14 protein-coding genes are annotated in these 20,325 nt (G+C 49.4%); 10 read left to right on the top strand and 4 right to left on the bottom strand.

Features of this window, described 5'->3' with window-relative positions; all coding sequences use genetic code 11:
• Positions 1-106: 106 nt before the first annotated feature.
• Both OMP95_RS00425 and OMP95_RS00420 read right to left on the bottom strand, forming a co-directional pair.
• Complete coding sequence (locus OMP95_RS00425; protein WP_266324739.1) at positions 107-4,129, bottom strand: translocation/assembly module TamB domain-containing protein; 4,023 nt, start codon at positions 4,127-4,129, stop codon at positions 107-109.
• Positions 4,129-5,853 carry an autotransporter assembly complex protein TamA gene (locus OMP95_RS00420; RefSeq protein WP_266324737.1) on the bottom strand — a complete coding sequence of 575 codons (1,725 nt, stop codon included), beginning with the start codon at positions 5,851-5,853 and terminating at the stop codon, positions 4,129-4,131. Before OMP95_RS00420 ends, OMP95_RS00425 begins: the two co-directional genes overlap by 1 nt.
• Positions 5,854-6,099: 246 nt before the next feature.
• On the opposite strand from OMP95_RS00420, the gene OMP95_RS00415 reads away from it, so the two are divergent.
• From OMP95_RS00415 to OMP95_RS00400, 4 genes are all read left to right on the top strand, one after another.
• The gene (locus OMP95_RS00415; RefSeq protein ID WP_266324735.1) at positions 6,100-6,423 is read left to right on the top strand and encodes a hypothetical protein; all 324 of its coding nucleotides are present in this window, start codon (positions 6,100-6,102) and stop codon (positions 6,421-6,423) included.
• Between the two features lie 62 nt (positions 6,424-6,485).
• Positions 6,486-7,763, top strand: coding sequence for a TolC family protein (locus tag OMP95_RS00410; RefSeq protein WP_266324733.1), 1,278 nt, complete (start codon positions 6,486-6,488; stop codon positions 7,761-7,763).
• A 3-nt stretch (positions 7,764-7,766) separates the two neighbouring features.
• Positions 7,767-8,996 carry an efflux RND transporter periplasmic adaptor subunit gene (locus tag OMP95_RS00405; protein ID WP_266324731.1) on the top strand — a complete coding sequence of 410 codons (1,230 nt, stop codon included), beginning with the start codon at positions 7,767-7,769 and terminating at the stop codon, positions 8,994-8,996.
• Positions 8,997-9,005: 9 nt separating this feature from the next.
• The gene (locus tag OMP95_RS00400) at positions 9,006-12,143 is read left to right on the top strand and encodes an efflux RND transporter permease subunit (protein WP_266324729.1); all 3,138 of its coding nucleotides are present in this window, start codon (positions 9,006-9,008) and stop codon (positions 12,141-12,143) included.
• A 244-nt stretch (positions 12,144-12,387) separates the two neighbouring features.
• Here the strand turns inward: OMP95_RS00400 and OMP95_RS00395 are convergent, their stop codons facing one another.
• Positions 12,388-13,311: a helix-turn-helix domain-containing protein gene (locus OMP95_RS00395; RefSeq protein WP_266324727.1), complete on the bottom strand. Its 924-nt coding sequence runs from the start codon at positions 13,309-13,311 to the stop codon at positions 12,388-12,390.
• Positions 13,312-13,467: 156 nt separating this feature from the next.
• Between OMP95_RS00395 and OMP95_RS00390 the strand changes: the two genes are divergently transcribed.
• The 6 genes from OMP95_RS00390 (at position 13,468) to OMP95_RS00365 (ending at position 19,390) form a co-directional block, all read left to right on the top strand.
• Positions 13,468-14,988 carry an aldehyde dehydrogenase family protein gene (locus OMP95_RS00390; RefSeq protein WP_266324725.1) on the top strand — a complete coding sequence of 507 codons (1,521 nt, stop codon included), beginning with the start codon at positions 13,468-13,470 and terminating at the stop codon, positions 14,986-14,988.
• A gap of 168 nt (positions 14,989-15,156) precedes the next feature.
• Positions 15,157-17,121 carry an acetate--CoA ligase gene (gene acs, locus OMP95_RS00385; protein WP_266324723.1) on the top strand — a complete coding sequence of 655 codons (1,965 nt, stop codon included), beginning with the start codon at positions 15,157-15,159 and terminating at the stop codon, positions 17,119-17,121.
• Between the two features lie 87 nt (positions 17,122-17,208).
• A complete protein-coding gene (locus OMP95_RS00380) occupies positions 17,209-17,607 on the top strand; it encodes an RNA-binding S4 domain-containing protein (protein ID WP_266324721.1) in 399 nt (132 codons plus the stop codon).
• Positions 17,608-17,609: 2 nt separating this feature from the next.
• The gene (locus OMP95_RS00375) at positions 17,610-18,029 is read left to right on the top strand and encodes a MazG nucleotide pyrophosphohydrolase domain-containing protein (RefSeq protein WP_266324719.1); all 420 of its coding nucleotides are present in this window, start codon (positions 17,610-17,612) and stop codon (positions 18,027-18,029) included.
• A gap of 265 nt (positions 18,030-18,294) precedes the next feature.
• Entirely contained in the window at positions 18,295-19,038 is a 744-nt protein-coding gene (locus OMP95_RS00370) for a DnaJ domain-containing protein (protein WP_266324717.1), read from the top strand.
• The gene (locus tag OMP95_RS00365) at positions 19,031-19,390 is read left to right on the top strand and encodes a hypothetical protein (protein ID WP_266324715.1); all 360 of its coding nucleotides are present in this window, start codon (positions 19,031-19,033) and stop codon (positions 19,388-19,390) included. Before OMP95_RS00370 ends, OMP95_RS00365 begins: the two co-directional genes overlap by 8 nt.
• A gap of 233 nt (positions 19,391-19,623) precedes the next feature.
• On the opposite strand, the gene OMP95_RS00360 is transcribed toward OMP95_RS00365, so the two are convergent.
• Entirely contained in the window at positions 19,624-20,118 is a 495-nt protein-coding gene (locus OMP95_RS00360; RefSeq protein ID WP_266324713.1) for a methylated-DNA--[protein]-cysteine S-methyltransferase, read from the bottom strand.
• Positions 20,119-20,325: the final 207 nt, after the last annotated feature.

Here is a 20,325-nt window from a genome sequence, read left to right as displayed (position 1 = left end):
TGAGCGACATAATGCTTTAAACCTCATATTCGCCACTTTTCTGTGGTAAAAAAAGCCCTGCCAGGCAGGGCTTTTTTTATACCCGTGACAGCTGAAGATGCGCGTATCAGCGTTCCAGCGTGTACAGCAGATCGACCCCGCTTTCGGTGCCTGATTCCGCTTTCAACGCCCATATTTTGCTCAGCTGGTAACGCAGTTCAACGGTACTGACTGATTCAAACACACCAATGCCATAACTCAGATACAATTTCGGTGACAGATATTTGCCGATTTGCAAAGCAGCATTTTCTGCACTGTCGCCGCTGACAGAGAACTCATCCAGACCAAAGGTACTGGCGATCTGATCACCAATCATTGCCCCATTTTGTAAGCCCATACCCGTGGCAGCTGAAGCCAGCAAGGCTGCATCAGTAGCACTCGCCTGTTCCAGCGGTTTGCCCAATAAAATATAAGACAGAATATCGTCCTGGCTCATATCCGGTTCTGAAAATAGCGTCGCCTGTGGCGCTGCAGCTTGTCCCTCAATATGCAGACCGGCCAGATAGTCCTTACCCTTTCGCACTGCCTTGATATCCAATTCAGGATTATCAATCGCGCCGCCGGCAAAACGAATACTGCCATCCTCGACTTTCAGTGACTGACCATATGCCTGATAGCTACCGTCTTTAACCAGAATTTCGCCAGTGCCCAGCAGTAATTCCTGCGTATTGCCAGTGACTTGCAAGTCGCCTGTCAGCCTGCCTTGAAACCCCAGGGCTTTCAGTTTTACCTTGTCACCGAGGCTGATAGTAATATCTATTTCAGTTGCTGGCCCTTGTTCCTGAGCTGCTGGCTGGTCACTGATAATAACAACATCCTTACTGGGGCTCACGCTGGTATTAAATTGTGTCGGTTCCAAGTCAGCCCTTGGAATCGAGACTTTACCAGTGATAAGCGATGATTCGGGCGTGACCTGAATACTCAAATCCGGTGAAGCAATAACCAGGGCTTCCGGTGTATTCATCACTTCCAGCTGTTCCCCCTGCATGTGGGTATTCAACCGCCAACCAGTGTCTGCTAAATCAAAAGTCCCCTCTCCTGTTAAAGTCCCTTTACCGGATTGCGCCTGATAATTGAAATTTACCTCTTGCAGATCACCACTGATATCCGCCTGAACCTGCTTCAGTACAATGCCTGCATCAATTACAGCTATCTGTCCGTTTGCAAGCTTGGCTTGCCCGTTGATATCGGGCCGGGCCGCTGTGCCGCCTATTGCCAGATCGAGACTTAATTCCCCCTGAAGATCATCAAAAGCAGGATGTGATAGCTCCAGCAGAGACAAATCCTTGATTGCAGCATTGAGGCTTCCTTGCAATGATGCTTGTTCAGGATTAGCCAGTAATGTCTCGATAGCAGCGGTTTTAATTTCGGCATTAATAGCTGAAACACCGTCAATAGCCGGCTCAGTATGGAAAACAGCCTCGGTATTTGTGACGCCTAATTGATAACGCATAAAAGTATTATTCAGCTGTATCTGGCGTTGCTGGTTGAATGCTGCTTGCTCCAGCTGCAAGCGGCCATCATCCAGATAAATTTCCCCCTCACCGCTGACCGCCTGATTTTGCCCGGATTGAAGATTAAATTGCCCGCGCAATGCTCCTTCAAGCTGGTCCAGTTCAGCGGCAACAATGGCAAACAGACTGACGGGCACCGCTGCAAACTCACCGGCAGCCTGCCAGTTGTGATCTTTATAATTGCCTTGCAGACAAAGTTCGCCGTTTGCGGATGACCAGCAGTGCCGGGGCAACTGCTGCTCGCTGGCGCTCAGCAATATTTCACCCTGCTGCGTCAGCTGCCATTTGCCGGCTTCATCATTGCTGAGGTCGAATTGTGTCAGCTTACCGCGCCATATTTTTTCTGCTAAACCGCCCTCGGTTATCACCGACAGATTCAGCGGCTTGGAGTCCAGTTTCAGCCGGATCCGATGTGCGGTTTGTTTGCCGGCAATATCAACATTCAGCTGCTCCACCAAAAGCTGAGGCAGCTTTAACCCGCTCATGGCGCTGGTAAGCTGAATTTGCGGGTCTTGGCCGATAACAAGTTGCATATCGCTGTTGAGGCTCTGTGCTGAATAATCCTGATAACGCACATTCACTGCCCTGATATCTGCTTTCAGCGCAGGCTGTTCAATTGTCCCTGAAACCTGTCCACTGGCATCGGCAGCACCGGCAAGATCCGGGTAAAGATCCTGCAAATCAGGTGATTTCAATGACCAGTTGAAATTCATCTTGTCTTGCTGCATTTGACCGTTTGCAGACAGGCTTGAGCGGCCCGAGTTAATCGCCAGGCCAGACACGTTCAGCAAATCATCCGCATAAGCTAACGCACCTTTTGCCTTAACAGGACGTTGGCGTAATGTCCCCTGAACATCCAGCGCAGCGATATTGACCTGGGTTGATGGCGTGTTAAAACCAGTCAAAGAAATATCAAATCCGCCTGATAATTCACCCGGCCATTCACTTGCCAGAACCCCTGGGTTAAGCTTATTAAGTTTGACTTTGCCCGTGATCAGGCCTTTATCAGCCCATAAAACCTTACCCTGATACAAGGCCTGTCCTTGTGCCAGTTTGATATTCAGACTGGTTTGCTCAAAGCCGGAAGCGGTTTGCCCCGCTGCATCCGCCTTGACGACTATTTTTATATCATCGAGCAAGACATCAGCCTCAGATTGCAGCGTGAGTGATGCCGGATTACCGCTGAGATTGATATTGCCCCGGGTCAGTTGCACGGCGTTCGTGCTCAGTGAAGGGGGCAACCGAATATCATGCCAGTCGGCCGCAAGCTGATACTGCAGCGGTGCGGTTTGCCAGTCGAGCATGCCTTGGGCCGTCAATTCGCCTCCCATTCCTGCCGCAGTCAAGTCAGTAATATTAAGCGCCACATCGCTACCCTTAGCATCAGCGGCAATCGCAATCATCTGTTGCTGCCAGTCAAGCCGGGTGTTCAGGTTGATGATGTAATCTTTTAAAGAACCCTTAAACGCTAATTCACCCTCGGGGCTTGTGATCAGGGCGGGTTCGCCTTGTAAAGGCCATTGCAGGTTCTGCCACTTTGTTGCTATTTCTGCAGTCGGGCGGTCTTTTGTCAGATCAACGGTGCCCGCGACTTGCAAGCGGCTTTGTTCAGACAGGGCCAGCTCTGAGTCAATCACCCAGTTGGCAAAATCATCACTGTGAACATCGGCCGTGACAGACACTTCCGGCATATCCGGCTGCAGCAGCTTTGTTTTAACACTGGCGGTCAAACTGTTTAAATTTCCCTCGGCATTAAACTGAAAGTCATTAAAGATTGTTTGTTGCTCAGGTAACACTGCTTGCAGCGCTATTTGATTGGCCGTTGCCTCTAATGACCAGTGAAGATTATTAAGCGCATCGGTGATTGTGATCGTCTGTGACGAAACCAACGGTGCGCCCAAAGTTTGCTTAAGCTCAAGTTCCGTCGCATCGCCGCTTATTTGGCCATTTGCTGTCAGTGGTGTTGTCAGGATCGCGGGCAGATTCAGTTTATAACTGAGATCCATTGCATAAGGCGGCTGTAACGCAATCTGCCCTGTCATCTCGAATAAAGCATCATCACCATCAAGCTTAAACTCATCAATTTTCAGAGTGTTATAATTTAATATTAATGTTGAATGTAAGTGATTAAGCACTTTATTTTCCGCCTCGCCAGCGGTTTGTATTTGTACCTCTTCAAGTTGTAACTCGGCGATATGCACACGAAATGGCAAGTTCAACTCAGGCAAAGTCGCTTCCGTTTCCTGTTGCTCTGAGTCTGCAAGCTGAATACGTAAACCTGTGATAAACAGTTTTTCGACCGCAACCGTGGCTTTGAGCAGGTTTCTGGCCTGCCATTGCAGCTGGATATGATCAATTTCAACGGCAGTACCGGTTTCCGGCTGGTAGCTGAGCTGCTGTAAATCGATGTTATCAATCAGCCGTCCTTGTGCCTGCCCTATCTGTATGGCCGGTATTATTTTTTGCAGCAGGGACACACTGCTGTGCAGGCCGGATTCAGTCGACACCAGCCAGATCAGGGCTGCTGCAATAATAAAGATTAGTGCCAGCAACGAAACAATAAATTTACGGCGCATCAGAAATCCGGCCCTATCACGATATGCAGGGCAATCGGCTCATCGGCATCGGATAACGCTTTGGCCAGATCAACACGGATCAGACCAACGGGCGAGCGCCAGCGCACACCTATGCCGACACTATATTCAATAGGATCACTGAAGCTGTTATAGGCATTACCAAAATCACTGAACACGGCGGCGCCCCATTTATCAAGAAACATATGCTCATATTCAACACTGCCTACGACAAGATAGCGACCACCTGTCACCTCACCATCCTTGCCTTCCGGCCCCAGCGCCTGGTAATCAAACCCCCGTATGCTGTTATCGCCACCGGCAAAGAAACGCAATGAACTCGGCAACTGTGAAAAATCGCTGACTTCGGTAGCGCCAACCGCAGCACGTGTGATCAGCCTGCCTTTTGCGCCCAATGAGCGGATATATTTGCCCCTCACAACAATCTGACCAAAGGTTACGTCTGATAGCAGCGACTCGGATGCACCGGATAAAGCCAGCGATAAACGACCACCATGGCGGGTATATATCGTGTTATCAGCCCAGGTTCGGCTCCAGGCAATACCGGGAATCAGCAACAAAGATGATTCATCGTCATCGGACACATCAAAGTCTTCCTGCAACAATTTCAGCGAGCCGGTTTCATCCCAACCCAAGCGCTGGCGTTTGTAGTAGCTGCCGAGGGTATAAGACTGGCTCTCGCTGGTATCGGTATCCTGTTGTTTGAATTCAGTAATGAAACCAACGGTATGAATGGTTTCACTCCAGAATGGCATCACGTAATCCGCCAACAGACTGTTGCTCACCTGTGACAATCGTGCATCAGTGTTTACACGATGCCCGCGTTTATTCACATAGCGGTTTTCCCAGCCCAGTCCCAATCTGGCACCGGTATCAGTGCCAAAACCGATACCGGCGGTGTAAAGATGTTTGGGTTTGGGTTCAAGTTTGATTGCCAGCGGCACTTTGCCATCTGCACGCTGTTCCCGCTGTGCTCTGACAGAGACGGATTCAAAATAGCCGCTATCGCTCAGATTGCGTCTCAAAGTCAGGACCTTTTCATCCAGATAAGGGCTATCGGCTGTAAATGGCAGCAGCTTTTCCAGTAAGGGTTCACCGACTGCTGTTTTTGGGAATATGATTTTATCGAAGCGATAGCGAATGCCAGACTTGTATATTAAATAGACACTTGCAGAGTATTCATCAGGCCTGACTTCAACTTTTGCAGTAGTAAATTTGCCATCAAAATAGCCCCGGCTGGCGGCCAGTCGTAAAATCTCTTTCTTGGCATTTTCATAGTGCAGATGATTAAACGTTTGCTGCGGCTTGAGTGGAAAGTTTTTCAGCAGTTTTTGAAAAGCCGGGTCGTCCTCGGCTTCGCCTTCAATTTGTACTTTCAGCAAGCCAATCTTAATCGATTCGCCTGTTTTGATTTGGTAATGAGCTGTCCAGTTATCATCTTTCCGTGTCAAATCGCCGCTAATCTCAGGCTGATAATAACCATACACCGTCAGCATCTGTTTCAATTCATCAAAACCGGCCTGATGTAACTTTTCTATATAACGCTGGCTGAGACGGCTGCTGTTTTTATGGCGCTCTATCGTCAAACCGTTTTTCAGGGTTTGCGCCAAATCAGTATCAATGCCGGAAATCTCGACTGTTAACACTGGACTCTGTGCATTGGCAGCCATCGATACCAGCAGTAAAACAATTAAATACAAACGCATAGTGTGCAAATTGAGTCCCGTAACAAATTAGCATTGGAAACACCCTCATTATGACAGTGTCAGGCGCGATTGCCGATATCAAAGGCCTGTCAAATAAAACTGTAGTGGTCAGCTAATTCCGTACACGGGATAAGCTGACCACTACAGTTTTAGTTAAGAATCACATGAGTCCTGAATTGAATAAAGAAATTTGCTTTGCTGTCCATCAAGTCCTAACATGAGAGCACTCAATTTACAGCGTTTACTGTGCAACCAAATTACTTAGCATCATTATTTCTGATTGTCTGCATGGTCTTCTCGACCAGTGCTGCAGTCTTCCTGCATCTGAATGAACATCAGCACGTTCAACCTCATGCTGAGCATCATCATGCCGGTGCTGAACACCACCACGACCATAATGCAGACATAGAGGCAGACCATGGTCATCATTTCAACCTGCACGTGATTGGTGATTTGGTCGAATATGACCCGATTTCGTTCTCTAAAAATGCTTATACTTTCGGTGATGATTCATACTCACGCCTGATTTCCCGTACTTACCTGCCCCCTCTCCCCCCACCTAACGCCTGAACCATAGCTTCGAGTTACATCTAAACGCCTGCTGCGCGTGGGCATTGCTATGGGAATGGAACATGAGACTATTCAATTTAAAACGGCGATTGCTGAATGTCATCGCTTTAATGCTATGGCTGGCTTTGCCAGGCGTTTCTGCCGCTATCGATCTATCGACGGCTGCTCAAAGAACGCTTGAGTCGAACCCGCAGTTACAACTTTATCCTTATCACGTCCGTGCCCTGGAAGGTGAATCACTGCAGGCGGGGCTCAAGCCTAATCCAAGGCTGAATGTTGATTTGGAAAACGCCTTTGGTACCGGAGACAGTCGCTTTCTGAGCGGAAGTGAGCTCACGCTGTCACTGAGCCAGGTAATCGAACTCGGCGGCAAACCTGAAAGACGGGCTGATGTGGTCAACCGTAAATCCGCCGCCTTGCAGCATGACTATGCAGTCAAACGCCTGGATGTTGTTGCCGGCATGATGCGTGATTATTACGACACCCTGCGGCTTCAGTACCTTAGTCAATGGAATCAACAGCGTATCGAGGCTGAAAAAGTCGCAGTGCAGGTCATTGAACGTCGTGCAAGAGCCGGTGTTGTCGGGCAAGCCGATGTGATGCGTATGCAACTTCGCCTTACCAAATCTGAGGCCAGGCAAGCAGAGCTGACTGCTCAGCATACGCTCGCTCTGAAAGTGCTCTCGGCAAATTGGGCAGCCTCGCCCGACTTCACCCAAGTTGAAGGCGACTTGGAACAGCTCCCCGCTTTACCCAGCGAAACAATGCTGACCGCTGCGCTGAAACAAACACCGGACTACCTGCTCGCAGTGGCTCAAACACGTATTAATGAAGCACGGCTGTCATTAGCGCAGGCTGAAAGCAAGGCCAACGTCACTGTTGGTGCGGGTGTCAGACGCCTGGAAGCCAATGACGACACTGCGCTTGTCTTCAGCTTTTCCGTGCCCTTGCAGTGGCAGGATCGTAACCAGGGCAACATCGCCACCGCTCAGGCTCAATACCAGGAAAAACTGGCGAATGAGGAACTGTTGATGTCTCAACTTGAGATTGCACTGGCTCGCATTCAGTCAGCGATGCAGAACAACCTTGACCAGGTACAGCGTCTTCAAACTGATCTGCACCCTGTTGCCGGCTCACTATTGAAAGAGGTCCAGCGTGGTTACCAATTAGGCCAGTACAGTGTTCTGCAGTGGGTGGATGCACAGGCTGAACTGTTCAACATCGAACGCGAACTCATCGAGGCCCAACACGCCGTGCACCTGCAGTTTCTCGAATTAGAACGTCTGAGCGGAACCAGCCTGGTCACTACCAATGCGCCACCGGCTGTTCACAAGGAATAAACCATGAAAATTTATTTATTTATCTTAGCGTTGTTGTTTCACTCTCCCCTGTTTGCAGCGGGCGGTCATGGTGATCACGACCATGACGATGAAGCCCATGAAGAACATCCTGAGGGTCCACATGGCGGTCGTCTGCTGGAAAGTGATGGCCTGAATCTGGAAATCACCATTTTTGAGTCTGGCGTTCCTCCAGAAATGCGGATTTATCCTTACCAAGCCGATGGCACTGCCTTCTCCCCGGACGAAATCAATATGACGGTGAAGCTTAATCGTACCGGCGGCCAGCAAGACCTGATTGATTTTAGCCCTGAGGGTGATTACCTGCTGGGCGACCTCGAAATCGCCGAGCCCCACTCATTTGAAGTAGAGGTATCAGCTCACCACAACGACAATAACTACCATTGGCACTTCGAGAGCTATGAAGGTCGCGCCGAAATACCCGAGCGTTTGCTCGAGCTTTCAGAGGTTAAGACCGAATCTGCGGGTCCTCGAATGCTCAATATGACAAATACCGTTTATGGCATTGTCAACAAAGTTGAAGATCAGGTTTTCCATGTTCATGCCCCCTACCCCGGTATTGTCGAAGCGGTGTATGTAGAAACCGGAGACAAGGTCAAAAAAGGGCAGCGTCTCCTGACCGTGCTTAATCAACAAACACTGCAGCGCTATTCTGTCACCAGCCCGGCTTCGGGTGAAGTCACAATGCGGCCCGTCAAACGCGGCGACCATACGGATATGGGCACCTTGATTGAAGTCAGTGATTTATCCACTGTCTGGGTCGAAATGTCGATGTTTCCCAAGGACATTGAGCAGATTGCCAAAGGCATGAATGTCCTGGTCAAGGATCTGCACGACGACCATTCTGCCCAAGGCAAGCTGGATTACCTTTCGCCACAAATGACCGGTGGCCATATTGCCAGGGCCAGAGCGACTATCACCAACGCTGATGGCATCTGGCGGCCCGGTATGCATGTCAAAGCCCAGGTCATCATTGATCGTGTCGAAGTACCCTTGGCAGTCAAACGTTCTGCACTACAGTCATTTCGGGAGATGCCAGTGGTGTTTGCCCGTTTTGGCAATGTGTTTGAAGTCAGAATGGTGCAACTCGGACGTCAGGACGCCGAGTATGTAGAAGTCACTGGCGGCCTCAAACCGGGTACCGAATATGTCACCAGCAACAGCTATCTGCTCAAGGCGGAAGTCTTGAAAGATGGCGCCAGCCACGATCACTAGGAGCGATTCATGATTGATTTGATTATTCGCTTTGCGATAAATCAGCGCTGGCTGGTGCTGGTGTTAACCCTGCTCATTGCAGGCCTCGGTGTCTATAACGCCTACAAACTGCCGATCGACGCTGTGCCGGACATCACCAACAAACAGGTACAGATCAATACCGAGGTACCCGGTTATTCGCCTTTGGAGGCAGAGCAACGAGTGACCTATCTGGTTGAAAATGCCATGGCAGGGCTACCAGCACTCAAATATACGCGGTCTATTTCCCGCTACGGCCTGTCGCAAGTGACTGTAGTGTTTGAGGATGACACCGACATTTACCTGGGCCGCCAACAAATCAGCGAAAGACTGTTGGGTATTCGTGGTGAGTTGCCGCATGGTGCTGAACCTCAATTAGGGCCGGTAGCAAGTGGTCTGGGTGAGATCTTCACCTATGCCATCAGTGCCGAAGAAGGCGCAGTTAATGAAGATGGCCAACCCTACACGGTTGAAGATCTGAGAACGATTCAGGACTGGATCATCCGCCCGCAACTGGTCAAAGTGCCGGGGGTGACCGAAATCAACAGCGTGGGTGGTTTTGAGCGTGAATATCAGGTCGCGCCCGATCCGGCCAAACTGATTGCCTATAAGCTCACTTTGGCCGATGTTTCAGCAGCTTTGACAGAGAACAACCAAAACGTCGGCGCGGGATATATCGAGCGGCATGGCGAACAATGGCTGGTCAGATCGCCCGGCCAGTTACAAACGCTCGATGACATTTGTCAAGTCGTTATTGCCAAGCGAGACGATATGCCGATTACGGTTGCTGATGTCGCCGAAGTCATGTTGGGTAAGCAGCTTCGTACCGGTGCTGCGACTCAAAATGGTAAAGAAACCGTCCTCGGGACAGCATTTATGCTGATGGGGGAAAACAGCCGGATTGTTGCCAAGGCCGTGGCCGAAAAACTGGAAACCGTTAATCGCAGCCTGCCTGAGGGGGTGAAAGCCGAAGCAGTTTATACTCGCACCACGCTGGTGGAAGAGACCATCGCCACCGTGCAGAAAAACCTGCTGGAAGGTGCCTTACTGGTTATTGTTGTGCTGTTCGCCTTACTGGGTAACTTCCGTGCTGCTTTTATTACGGCGCTGATTATTCCACTGAGCATGTTGTTTGCCGTGACAGGTATGGTCAATAACCGTGTCTCGGGTAATCTGATGAGTCTGGGGGCGATAGATTTCGGTCTGATTGTCGATGGTGCGGTGATTGTGGTCGAAAATGCGCTGAGAAGACTGGGGATCGCCCAGGAACGGCTTGGTCGCCTACTCACGCTTCAGGAGCGGCTGCAGGAGGTTACGGAGAGTACCCGTGAAGTATTTAACCCCGCTGTATTCGGCATGCTTATCATCATGCTGGTTTATCTGCCTTTGTTTGCTTTGGGTGGTGTGGAAGCCAAGATGTTTGAGCCGATGGCCTTTACCGTGGTGGCCGCTCTGACCGGTGCATTGGTGTTTGCCGTGACATTTGTACCGGCGGCAGTGGCTGTATTTGTCAGGGGAAAAGTCAAACATCGTGAAAACTTTCTGATGCGTGGCGCCCGTTTTGTTTATCGGCCTTTTCTGGGGGTGGCGCTACGGATGCCGCTGATTATCACCGTTCTGGCCGTTGTTTTTGTTGTCTGGATTGCGAGTCTTTCAAGCCGGATGGGAAATGAGTTCCTGCCTAAACTGGACGAAGGTGATATTGCCCTGCATGCCCTGCGCATAAGCGGAACCGGGCTGGAACAGGCTGTCACGATGCAAAATCAACTGGAATCCGTGATCCGTGACTTTGATCAGGTGGAGCGTGTTTTTTCCAAGATTGGCACACCGGATATTGCCACTGATCCGATGCCACCGAGCGTTGCTGACACCTTTCTTATTATCAAACCTCGTTCCGCATGGGCTGATCCAACACAAACCAAGGCGGCGTTTCTGGCTGATTTACGCGAGGCCGTGGAAGCCGTGCCGGGTAATAAATATGAGTTCACTCAGCCAATTGAAATGCGTTTCAACGAACTGATTGCCGGCGTCAGAGCTGATGTTGCTGTTCGAATCTACGGCGATGATCTGGACCAGCTTAACCGTATTGGCGAGTCGGCCATCAACATCATTTCCACTGTTGATGGCGCAGCCGATGTCCGCATGGAACAAATTACCGGTCTGCCCATGCTGTCGATTGAGCCTGATCGTGAACATTTAGCCTTGTTGGGTCTGAGCGTCAGCGATCTGCAGCAAACGATTCAGACAGCCATCGGTGGTCGGGATGTCGGGCTCATTTATGAGGGAGACAGGCGCTTCAAACTGGTGATCAGACTGGCCGATGAACAAAGGCAGGACATTAATTTTCTGTCCAAGTTACCAGTTTCACTCACTCACAGTGAGGATCCTGAGCTTTCCTATGTGCCACTCGGTGAGATTGCTGATATCAAAGAAAATATTGGGCCCAATCAAATCAATCGCGAAAGTGGCAAGCGTCATGTGCTGGTCTCTGCAAACGTCGTTGAACGTGACTTGGGAACGTTTGTTAGTGATATTCAGAGTGCGATGAGTGAACAACTAAACATGCCTGCTGGTTACTGGGTTGACTATGGCGGCACCTTTGAACAATTGCAATCAGCCACTAAACGACTTTCCATTGTCGTGCCGGTGACTTTGCTGCTTATCCTCAGCCTGTTGATTAGCGCATTCAAATCGGTCAAAGACGCGTTATTGGTCTTCACCGGTATTCCTTTAGCCCTGACCGGCGGGATTCTGTCTCTGACGTTGAGGGACATGCCGCTGTCTATATCAGCAGCAGTCGGATTCATCGCCCTCTCCGGTATTGCTGTTTTGAATGGCATTGTCATGCTTTCTTTTATCAGGCAACTGCGTGACAAAGGCGAAACCTTGCTCATCGCTGTCAGAAGCGGTGCCATGCAGCGTCTGCGCCCGGTTCTGATGACCGCTTTGGTAGCCAGTCTCGGTTTTGTGCCTATGGCTCTCAATACCGGGACTGGCGCCGAAGTCCAGCGGCCTCTGGCAACCGTCGTTGTAGGAGGGATTATCTCGTCCACCCTGTTGACGCTGGTCGTGTTGCCGGCACTCTATCTGCTAGCGCATCGTCGTGAAGATAAGCGGCGTCAATCTTAAAGATAGTCCTATGTGGTACTACGGCACCAAGCTTGTTGCCAGTGCAGTGCTGATCGTCGCTATTTCAGAAATATCCAAGTGAAGTTCTGTGTTGGGGCAATTTTGGCGTCAGTACCACTAGTGATTTTAGTTCTTTTTGTCTTATACACAGCTCAGATTACATAGACTGACTATGCGCCATGACAAACGAATATCAGGCGCAATCTGTAACAGTTATTTCGTTACAGGCCATGATAGTAAAGAATCAATCGTCGGTATCGGCGTTTTTCTGGCGGAAGCTGCTTGGAGAACACCCAAAGAAACGGGTAAAACGCCGGCTGAAGTGGCTGAGGTCGTTAAAACCAAAACTGTAACAGGCGTCTGTCACACTTTTACCGGACTGAATCGCGTCAGCCGCGGATTTCAGCCGAATCTGCTGTTGAAACTCACCTGGCGTACACCCCAGTTGTTTCTTGAACTCAACATAAAGCCGACTGCGGCTCATGCAGGCTTTACTGCATAACTGGTCAATGTCCAGCGGCAGGGTGAGATTTTGTTCCAGACAATGAATCGCGGCTGTGATACCGCTAGCGTCCGGCGCCTGACGACAATAGCTGAGCAACACATCCCTGCCCTGTTCACGCAAAAGCCGGATAACCAGTTCGGATACGCCCAAGTCCAGCATAAGTTCTTTGTCCGGGTGATTATGCGTGTACAGGGAGACCATTTTTTCCAGCAATTGCTGAGTATCGCCGGTGTGGTGCTTGTGAATAATGCTCGGTTGATATTGCCAATCGTGCTCCACCGCTTCCAGTTTGGTCAGATCGCGCATACGCTCGGACAATTGTTCGATACGATCTCTGGATATTTCAATTGTCAGGCATGTGGTAGGCGCAGTTTCATTGGCATCAGGAAAATCAATTTCCACATGTTCGCCAGGAGGCATAACATAGGACTCATGGGGCAGAAATAACTCCCCGTTGTGATGATGCAGATCGTGCATGACTTTACGGCCACTGACCATGCCGCAATAGAGTAGCTGGTCAGCATCAAGCGCCACACCGGTAGCGGTGTGGTAGGTATCGTAAATACTCAGCTCGGATTCAGGTCCTGCGAATCTCAGCTTGTTCTCGATCAGTAATTGTCGTTTTTCTCGTCGTTTTTCCCGCGAGTGTTTCTCAATCTGCATCGTGTTATCTTTATTGATGTTGTAAAAACGATTTTGGAACGGTTCTGGACTGTAAGTCAAGCGATTGGGAATAATAGTCAAGCAATGTGATCGTACACAGATTTATCCTGCATCATCACCCCAACATAAAACACTTAGACAGAGAGAGAAATAACCATGATTTATTCTAAACCGGGAACAGAAGGCGCGGTCGTCAACTTTGACGCTCGCTATGGAAACTACATCGGTGGTCAATGGGTTGCACCCGTCAAAGGTCAGTATTTTACTAATATTACACCTGTGACCGGTGAAGTCATTTGTGAAATCCCTGAATCCACTGAAGAAGACATTGAACTGGCGCTGGATGCAGCTCATGCTGCAAAAGACAAATGGGGCAAAACATCTGTCACCGAGCGCTCCAACATTCTGCTGAAAATAGCTGATCGCATTGAAGAAAATCTGGAAATGCTGGCTGTAGCAGAAACATGGGATAACGGTAAAGCTATTCGTGAAACATTAGCAGCTGATATTCCGCTGGCCGCTGATCACTTCCGCTATTTTGCCGGCTGTATTCGTGCCCAGGAAGGCACCATGGGTGAAATCGACGAAAATACCGTCGCTTATCATTTCCATGAACCGCTGGGAGTGGTGGGTCAAATCATCCCCTGGAACTTCCCATTGCTGATGGCGGCCTGGAAACTGGCACCCGCTTTGGCCGCGGGTAACTGTGTCGTTATGAAACCTGCTGAGGCCACACCGGTTTCCATCCTCAAATTGATGGAAGTCATCGGTGATTTGCTGCCGCCAGGCACTATTAATATAGTTAACGGTCCGGGCCGGGTCGCAGGTGAGGCGCTGGCAACCAGCACCCGTATTGCCAAAATTGCCTTTACCGGCTCAACCCCTGTCGGTTCACACATTTTGAAATGTGCAGCCGATAACATCATTCCTTCTACGGTGGAATTGGGTGGCAAATCACCTAATATCTTCTTCGAAGACATCATGCAACAGGAAGAAGACTACATTAATAAATGTGCGGAAGGACTGGTGCTGGCGTTTTTCAACCAGGGCGAAGTCTGTACCTGCCCTTCCCGCGCCGTGATTCAGGAAAGCATCTATGATGATTTCATCGCTATCGTTATCGAGCGTGCCAAACAAATCAAACGCGGCAACCCGCTTGATACCGAAACACAGGTTGGTGCACAGGCTTCTCAAATGCAATTCGAGAAAATCCTGGGTTATGTCGAAATCGGCAAACAGGAAGGGGCCGAATTATTGATGGGCGGTGCAGTTGAACAGCTGGGGGCGGAGTTCGACAGCGGTTATTACATTCAACCGACCCTGATGAAAGGTCATAACAAAATGCGTATCTTCCAGGAAGAAATCTTCGGTCCCGTGGTCTCAGTGACTACGTTCAAAGATGAAGCGGAAGCACTGGCTATTGCCAATGACACCGAGTTTGGTCTGGGTGCCGGTCTGTGGACACGTGATATGAACCTGGCCTACCGCATGGGTCGCAACATTCAGGCGGGCCGTGTATGGACCAACTGCTACCATCATTATCCGGCTCACGCAGCATTCGGTGGTTACAAAAAATCGGGTGTCGGTCGTGAAACGCATAAAATAGCGCTGGAGCACTACCAACAAACCAAAAACCTGCTGGTCAGCTACAGCACCAGTCCGCTGGGTTTCTTCTAAAAATCCTCTATACCCGTGATACCTGGAAATGCGCGTATCACGGGTATTAGCAAAAACTCTCCCTTAAGTCCGTCTTACGGGAGAGTTTTTTGTATCTGCTTAACTATAATTCTCATCAGGTGAAGGCTATACTCTTAGCTACGAGAATAACGATAAAGGTGCTGCTATATGGCTCAGGAAAATATCGAATCTACTTTACTCGAAGAACGTCAGTTTCCCCCCAGTGCGGATTTTGTAAAAACGGCTTCACTGCATGCTGATCAATTAGAGGCACTGTACAGCAAAGCCGAACAGGATTATGAAGGGTTCTGGGCTGAACAGGCCCGGCGGGAAATCGACTGGCATCAACCTTTTTCCACCACCCTCGATTCAACTAATGCGCCGCATTATCGCTGGTTCCCGGATGGCAAGCTCAATGTGTCCTACAACTGCCTGGATCGCCAACTGGAGAAAAATGCCGATAAAACCGCCATTATCTTTGAAGGTGAGCAAGGTGATGTCGAGCATATTACTTATCGTGAACTTCACGCCAAGGTGTGCGTCTTTGCTAACGCGCTGAAAAAACAGGGTGTTAACAAAGGTGACCGGGTCATTATTTATATGCCCATGATTACCGAAGCCGTGATCGCGATGCAGGCTTGTGCTCGTATCGGTGCCATTCATTCTGTTGTTTTTGGCGGTTTTTCTGCATCCTCTTTGAAAGATCGGATTGAAGATACCGGTGCCAAACTGGTGATTACTGCTGATGGCGGCCATCGCGGCGGTAAAATCGTCGAACTGAAAGCCACCACTGACCATGCTTTGGAAAAAGGCTGCGACAGTGTCGAAACCGTTATCGTGTTTAAACGTACCGGTCATGATGTGCGCATGAACCCCAGCCGTGATATCTGGTGGACAGATGCCACTCGCGGTCTGCCCCAAGCGTGTGAACCTGAATGGATGGATGCCGCCGATCCGCTGTTTTTGCTTTACACCTCAGGATCTACCGGCAAACCCAAAGGCATTCAACATGGCAGCGGCGGTTACCTGCTGAATGCCATTACCACCATGCGCTGGGTTTTTGATATTCAAGACTCGGATGTGTTCTGGTGTACCGCCGATGTAGGCTGGGTTACCGGTCATACCTATGTTGCTTATGGACCACTGGCTACCGGTGCCACCAGTATCATTTATGAAGGGGTGCCGACTGTACCAGATGCCGGTCGTTTCTGGGATATCTGCCAACGCCATGGTGTGACGATCTTCTACACTGCCCCCACTGCTATCCGTGCTTTGATGAAGCTGGGTGACGAGATTCCTGCTAAATATGATCTATCCAAATTACGTTTACTGGGTACCGTCGGCGAGCCGATCAATCCGGAAGCCTGGATGTGGTACTACAATGTGATTGGCCGTAGCCGCTGTCCGATTGTTGACACCTGGTGGCAAACCGAGACCGGTGCCCACATGATTGCACCAATTCCGGGTGTGACTGAAGCCAAGCCGGGTTCCTGTACCCGTGCCTTGCCCGGTATCGATGCCGCCATCGTCAATGATGAAGGGCAAGAAATCACCACGCCCAACCAGGGCGGTTATCTGGTCATTAGAAAACCCTGGCCTTCGATGATTCAGACTATCTGGGGTGATGATCAGCGCTATAAAGATACTTACTGGCCTTATTTCGGTGGCAAATATTATCTTGCCGGCGACAGCGCCCGACGTGATAAAGACGGTTTTTTCTGGATCATGGGCCGGATTGATGACGTGCTTAATGTATCCGGGCACCGTCTTGGCACCATGGAAATCGAATCCGCTTTAGTTGCCCATGATCGCGTAGCAGAAGCCGCTGTCGTCGGCCGTCCCCATGATATAAAAGGGGAAGCCGTATTTGCTTACGTGGTCTTAAAAGGCGAGCGTCCGGACGGTGGCATTGATGATGAACTGACCCAGGAATTACGTAATTGGGTCGGTGAACAAATCGGTCCGATTGCCAAACCGGACGATATTCGTTATTCAGATAACCTGCCAAAAACCCGTTCCGGCAAAATCATGCGCCGACTGTTGCGTGCCATTGCCAAAGGAGAAGAAATCACGCAGGATACCTCGACACTGGAAAACGAATCGATACTTCTGCAACTTCAAGGTAAGGTTTAATCACGAAACAGGAATCCAGTAAGATTATGACTGTTTCAGCGAGCGCCTTGCCGGGACTTTTAACTCCCACTGAACCGGTCATAACTTATGAATCCAAGTACTAATTCTGACACACAACGATTAGATAAATGGTTATGGGCTGCGCGGTTTTATAAGACCCGCAGCCTCGCCGTTGAAGCCATCAGCGGCGGTAAAGTTCATCTCAACAGCCACAGGATAAAACCCAGCCACACTGTGCGCGTGGGTGACACGCTGACTATATCCAAAGCCCCTTATGAATTTGAAATCACTGTGCAGGCTTTGAACCTGCAACGCCGCCCCGCCAGTGAAGCTCAAACGCTGTATCAGGAGACCCAAGCAAGCCAGGACAAACGAGCCCAACTCAAACAACAGCTCAAGGATGAACCGCTGGGTTTCAGACAGCAAAAAGGCCGCCCTAACAAGCGAGACAGGCGCAACATCATCAAATTCACGCGCCAGACATAACAATGACCGACAAAGATTTATTACTCAGCCAGGTTAACCCTGCCATTCACAGTAATTTGAGTTATGCCGTCGCTTTACAGAAAAAAGCGGCTGAAATCGGCTTTGACTGGCCTCATATCCACGGCGTCATCGATAAAATAGCTGAAGAATTACAGGAAGTCAGCGATGAACTCCGCCATGGCGCTGACCGCGAAAGACTGATAGATGAACTCGGTGATTTATTATTTGCCTGCTGTAACCTTGCCCGGCATCTGGATATCGATCCGGAGCAGGCCCTGGCCCAGTGCAATCAGAAATTCCTGCGGCGTTTCAGTTATGTGGAAACCAAAGTATCAGCCCAGGGCAAAACGTTGCAAGACTGTCCGTTGAGCGAGCTGGACAGTTATTGGGATGAAGCCAAGCAACGGGAAAAACCCGACTGAATAACAAACCGTTTTAACCTTCGAACCGAATCCTGGCGAAGATAAACGGATTATGCCTCTTATAAATCAAGCAATCCCTTTTCACATTATTTATGTTATTGATATTATTGATATAGATCATTCCTTATGCACCAGGTTGGTGCTATCATTTTCATAGGTACATTTATGCATTCATGTAAGCGTTAAACCTGAACCTGCATAGAAAACAGATTTAATATTTCATACATAATTTATGCATACCGAAAAGTTGCAGGGAGGATCCCAAATGCAAGCTTCGGAGTTGTCTGAATTCGAACGTTTCTTATTGCAGAGCGATAATCAGCTAGGAAGCTGCGTATTGCTGATTCTCACCTGGATTGCAGCGAGTACCGGTTCCATCAATGATGCCGAGAAAAGAAAAATCGTTGAAATCTCGGTAGCCTCCAAACGCGATCATGATGTCAGTGTATTCCTGGCGTGGGCAAAAAATAAAAACCGGGATGCAATCCGGCTTGCATGTAAAATCATACAACACCACTTTCAGGGAGAAAAAGCCGACCTGTTTCTCGAAATGGCAATCGGTATGGCATTGGCGGATGGTCATTTATTCGCGACTGAAAATTACATCCTGCGTTTCCTGGCCGATCTACTGGGCATTTCCCGTAACAGCTTAAATACGCTTTTTATTAAAGTCACCGGCAGAACGATGCCTGAACCCAGCGATCCCAGCATGGCCAGCTACTGGCATGCTAAGCAGCATTCAGCAGGCAAGCAAAAAGCAAAGGCTCAGCATACGGCCAAAGAGCAGCAGCCCGCTTCACAACAAGCTCCGGAAACCATACAGGCCTATGCCATCCTCGGCCTACCTGATGGTGCGTCCAAAGAAGAAATAAAACACGCCTACCATTGGCTGGCGCAGGTTCATCATCCGGACCGGTTTACTTCGTTAGGCAATGAATCTGTTGCAGCGGCAACAATAACATTTGCGCGTATTAAACAAGCTTATGATCATCTGGTGTCCCATGCGTAATCTATACTCAAGACTAGGTATCCCTGCGACTTCTTCACAGGAACAAATCAAATCTGCTATTGCTACCTGTGCTAACCCATCACTTAAAGCGGACGCCGAAGAAGTCTTGCTTAAAGATATGCACCGCCTGGCTTACGACAGACTCAATACCACATTGACCGATATAGGTTACTTACGGGCTGAGCTTGGTTTGAACTATAGCGATAACTGGCATGGGGAAGAAGCCAACGATTACACTGTGTCTGTTACACAACACTCAAAATACAAGAAAGCCGAGCCATCGAATCGACTGGCAAACGTCTATCAATCTGATAATTCAGACAAAGGCCCGACTTCTGACTGGTTTGTCTAATTCTGCCAGACTCCTATCAAGCTGAGCATCGTAAAAACAGGCACAAAATAAATAAAAAACTTTATCCACGTTACCCACAATAACTGTGGAAAAGCATGTGGATAACTTTCTGGTAAATCGCTAAGTGACTCTTTTGTGACAAGCTTTAGCCATTGGTCATTTTTTAACCAGCCCCATCCATTCAGTGCTTGACAATTTCGCAAAGTTTTTCTGGCCAAACCGCAATCAAAGACTTAGCGAAACGCTTCTCTATCCAGCAATATTTTTTTGCGGTCAACTCCCCAGCGGTAACCGGACAAACTACCGTCTTTGCTGACAACACGATGACAAGGTATCGCTAAAGCCAGTGGATTCGCGGCACAGGCACCGGCGACGGCTCTTACCGCATGCGGTGAACCGATCGCTTCGGCAATATCACTGTAACTGCTGGTCGCGCCATTTGGCACAGCCTGTAAAGCCTGCCAGACTCGTTTCTGAAACGCCGTTCCCTGGAGATCCAGCACTATATTCAACGGCCGTGTCGGATCTTCTACGTAGTTTAAAACCAGACTAAGTTGTTGCTGTAAATTGGTATCTTCGCTGTTTCTTTCAGCATGTGGATATTTTTTCAATAACCACGCCACCAAAATATCAGGATCATCGCCCAGCGAAATGGCACATACCCCTTTTTCACTGCAGGCGACCAATACACAACCTAAGGAACTCTCACCCAAATCGAACTTGATCATTTTATCTGCTCCCGCCTCCACTGAGACTTGTTATCGGACAGGTTTGGACTGGTTCCCATCGCCTTCCGTGGAAACCTCACCCTGACAGACTCCCACGCAAACTGCTCCTGCGTTATCGGCATATGATGGGCAGGATGCCCAAATGCTGCGTTAGCAGGATAGCGGTAGCGGCCATCACATCCATGTGAATAAGCATGGGAGCCAGAC

Origin of the sequence: Methylophaga sp. OBS4, from assembly GCF_026319305.1 — a bacterium.
Taxonomy (GTDB): domain Bacteria; phylum Pseudomonadota; class Gammaproteobacteria; order Nitrosococcales; family Methylophagaceae; genus Methylophaga.
This window is presented reverse-complemented; position numbering and strand designations above follow the sequence as displayed.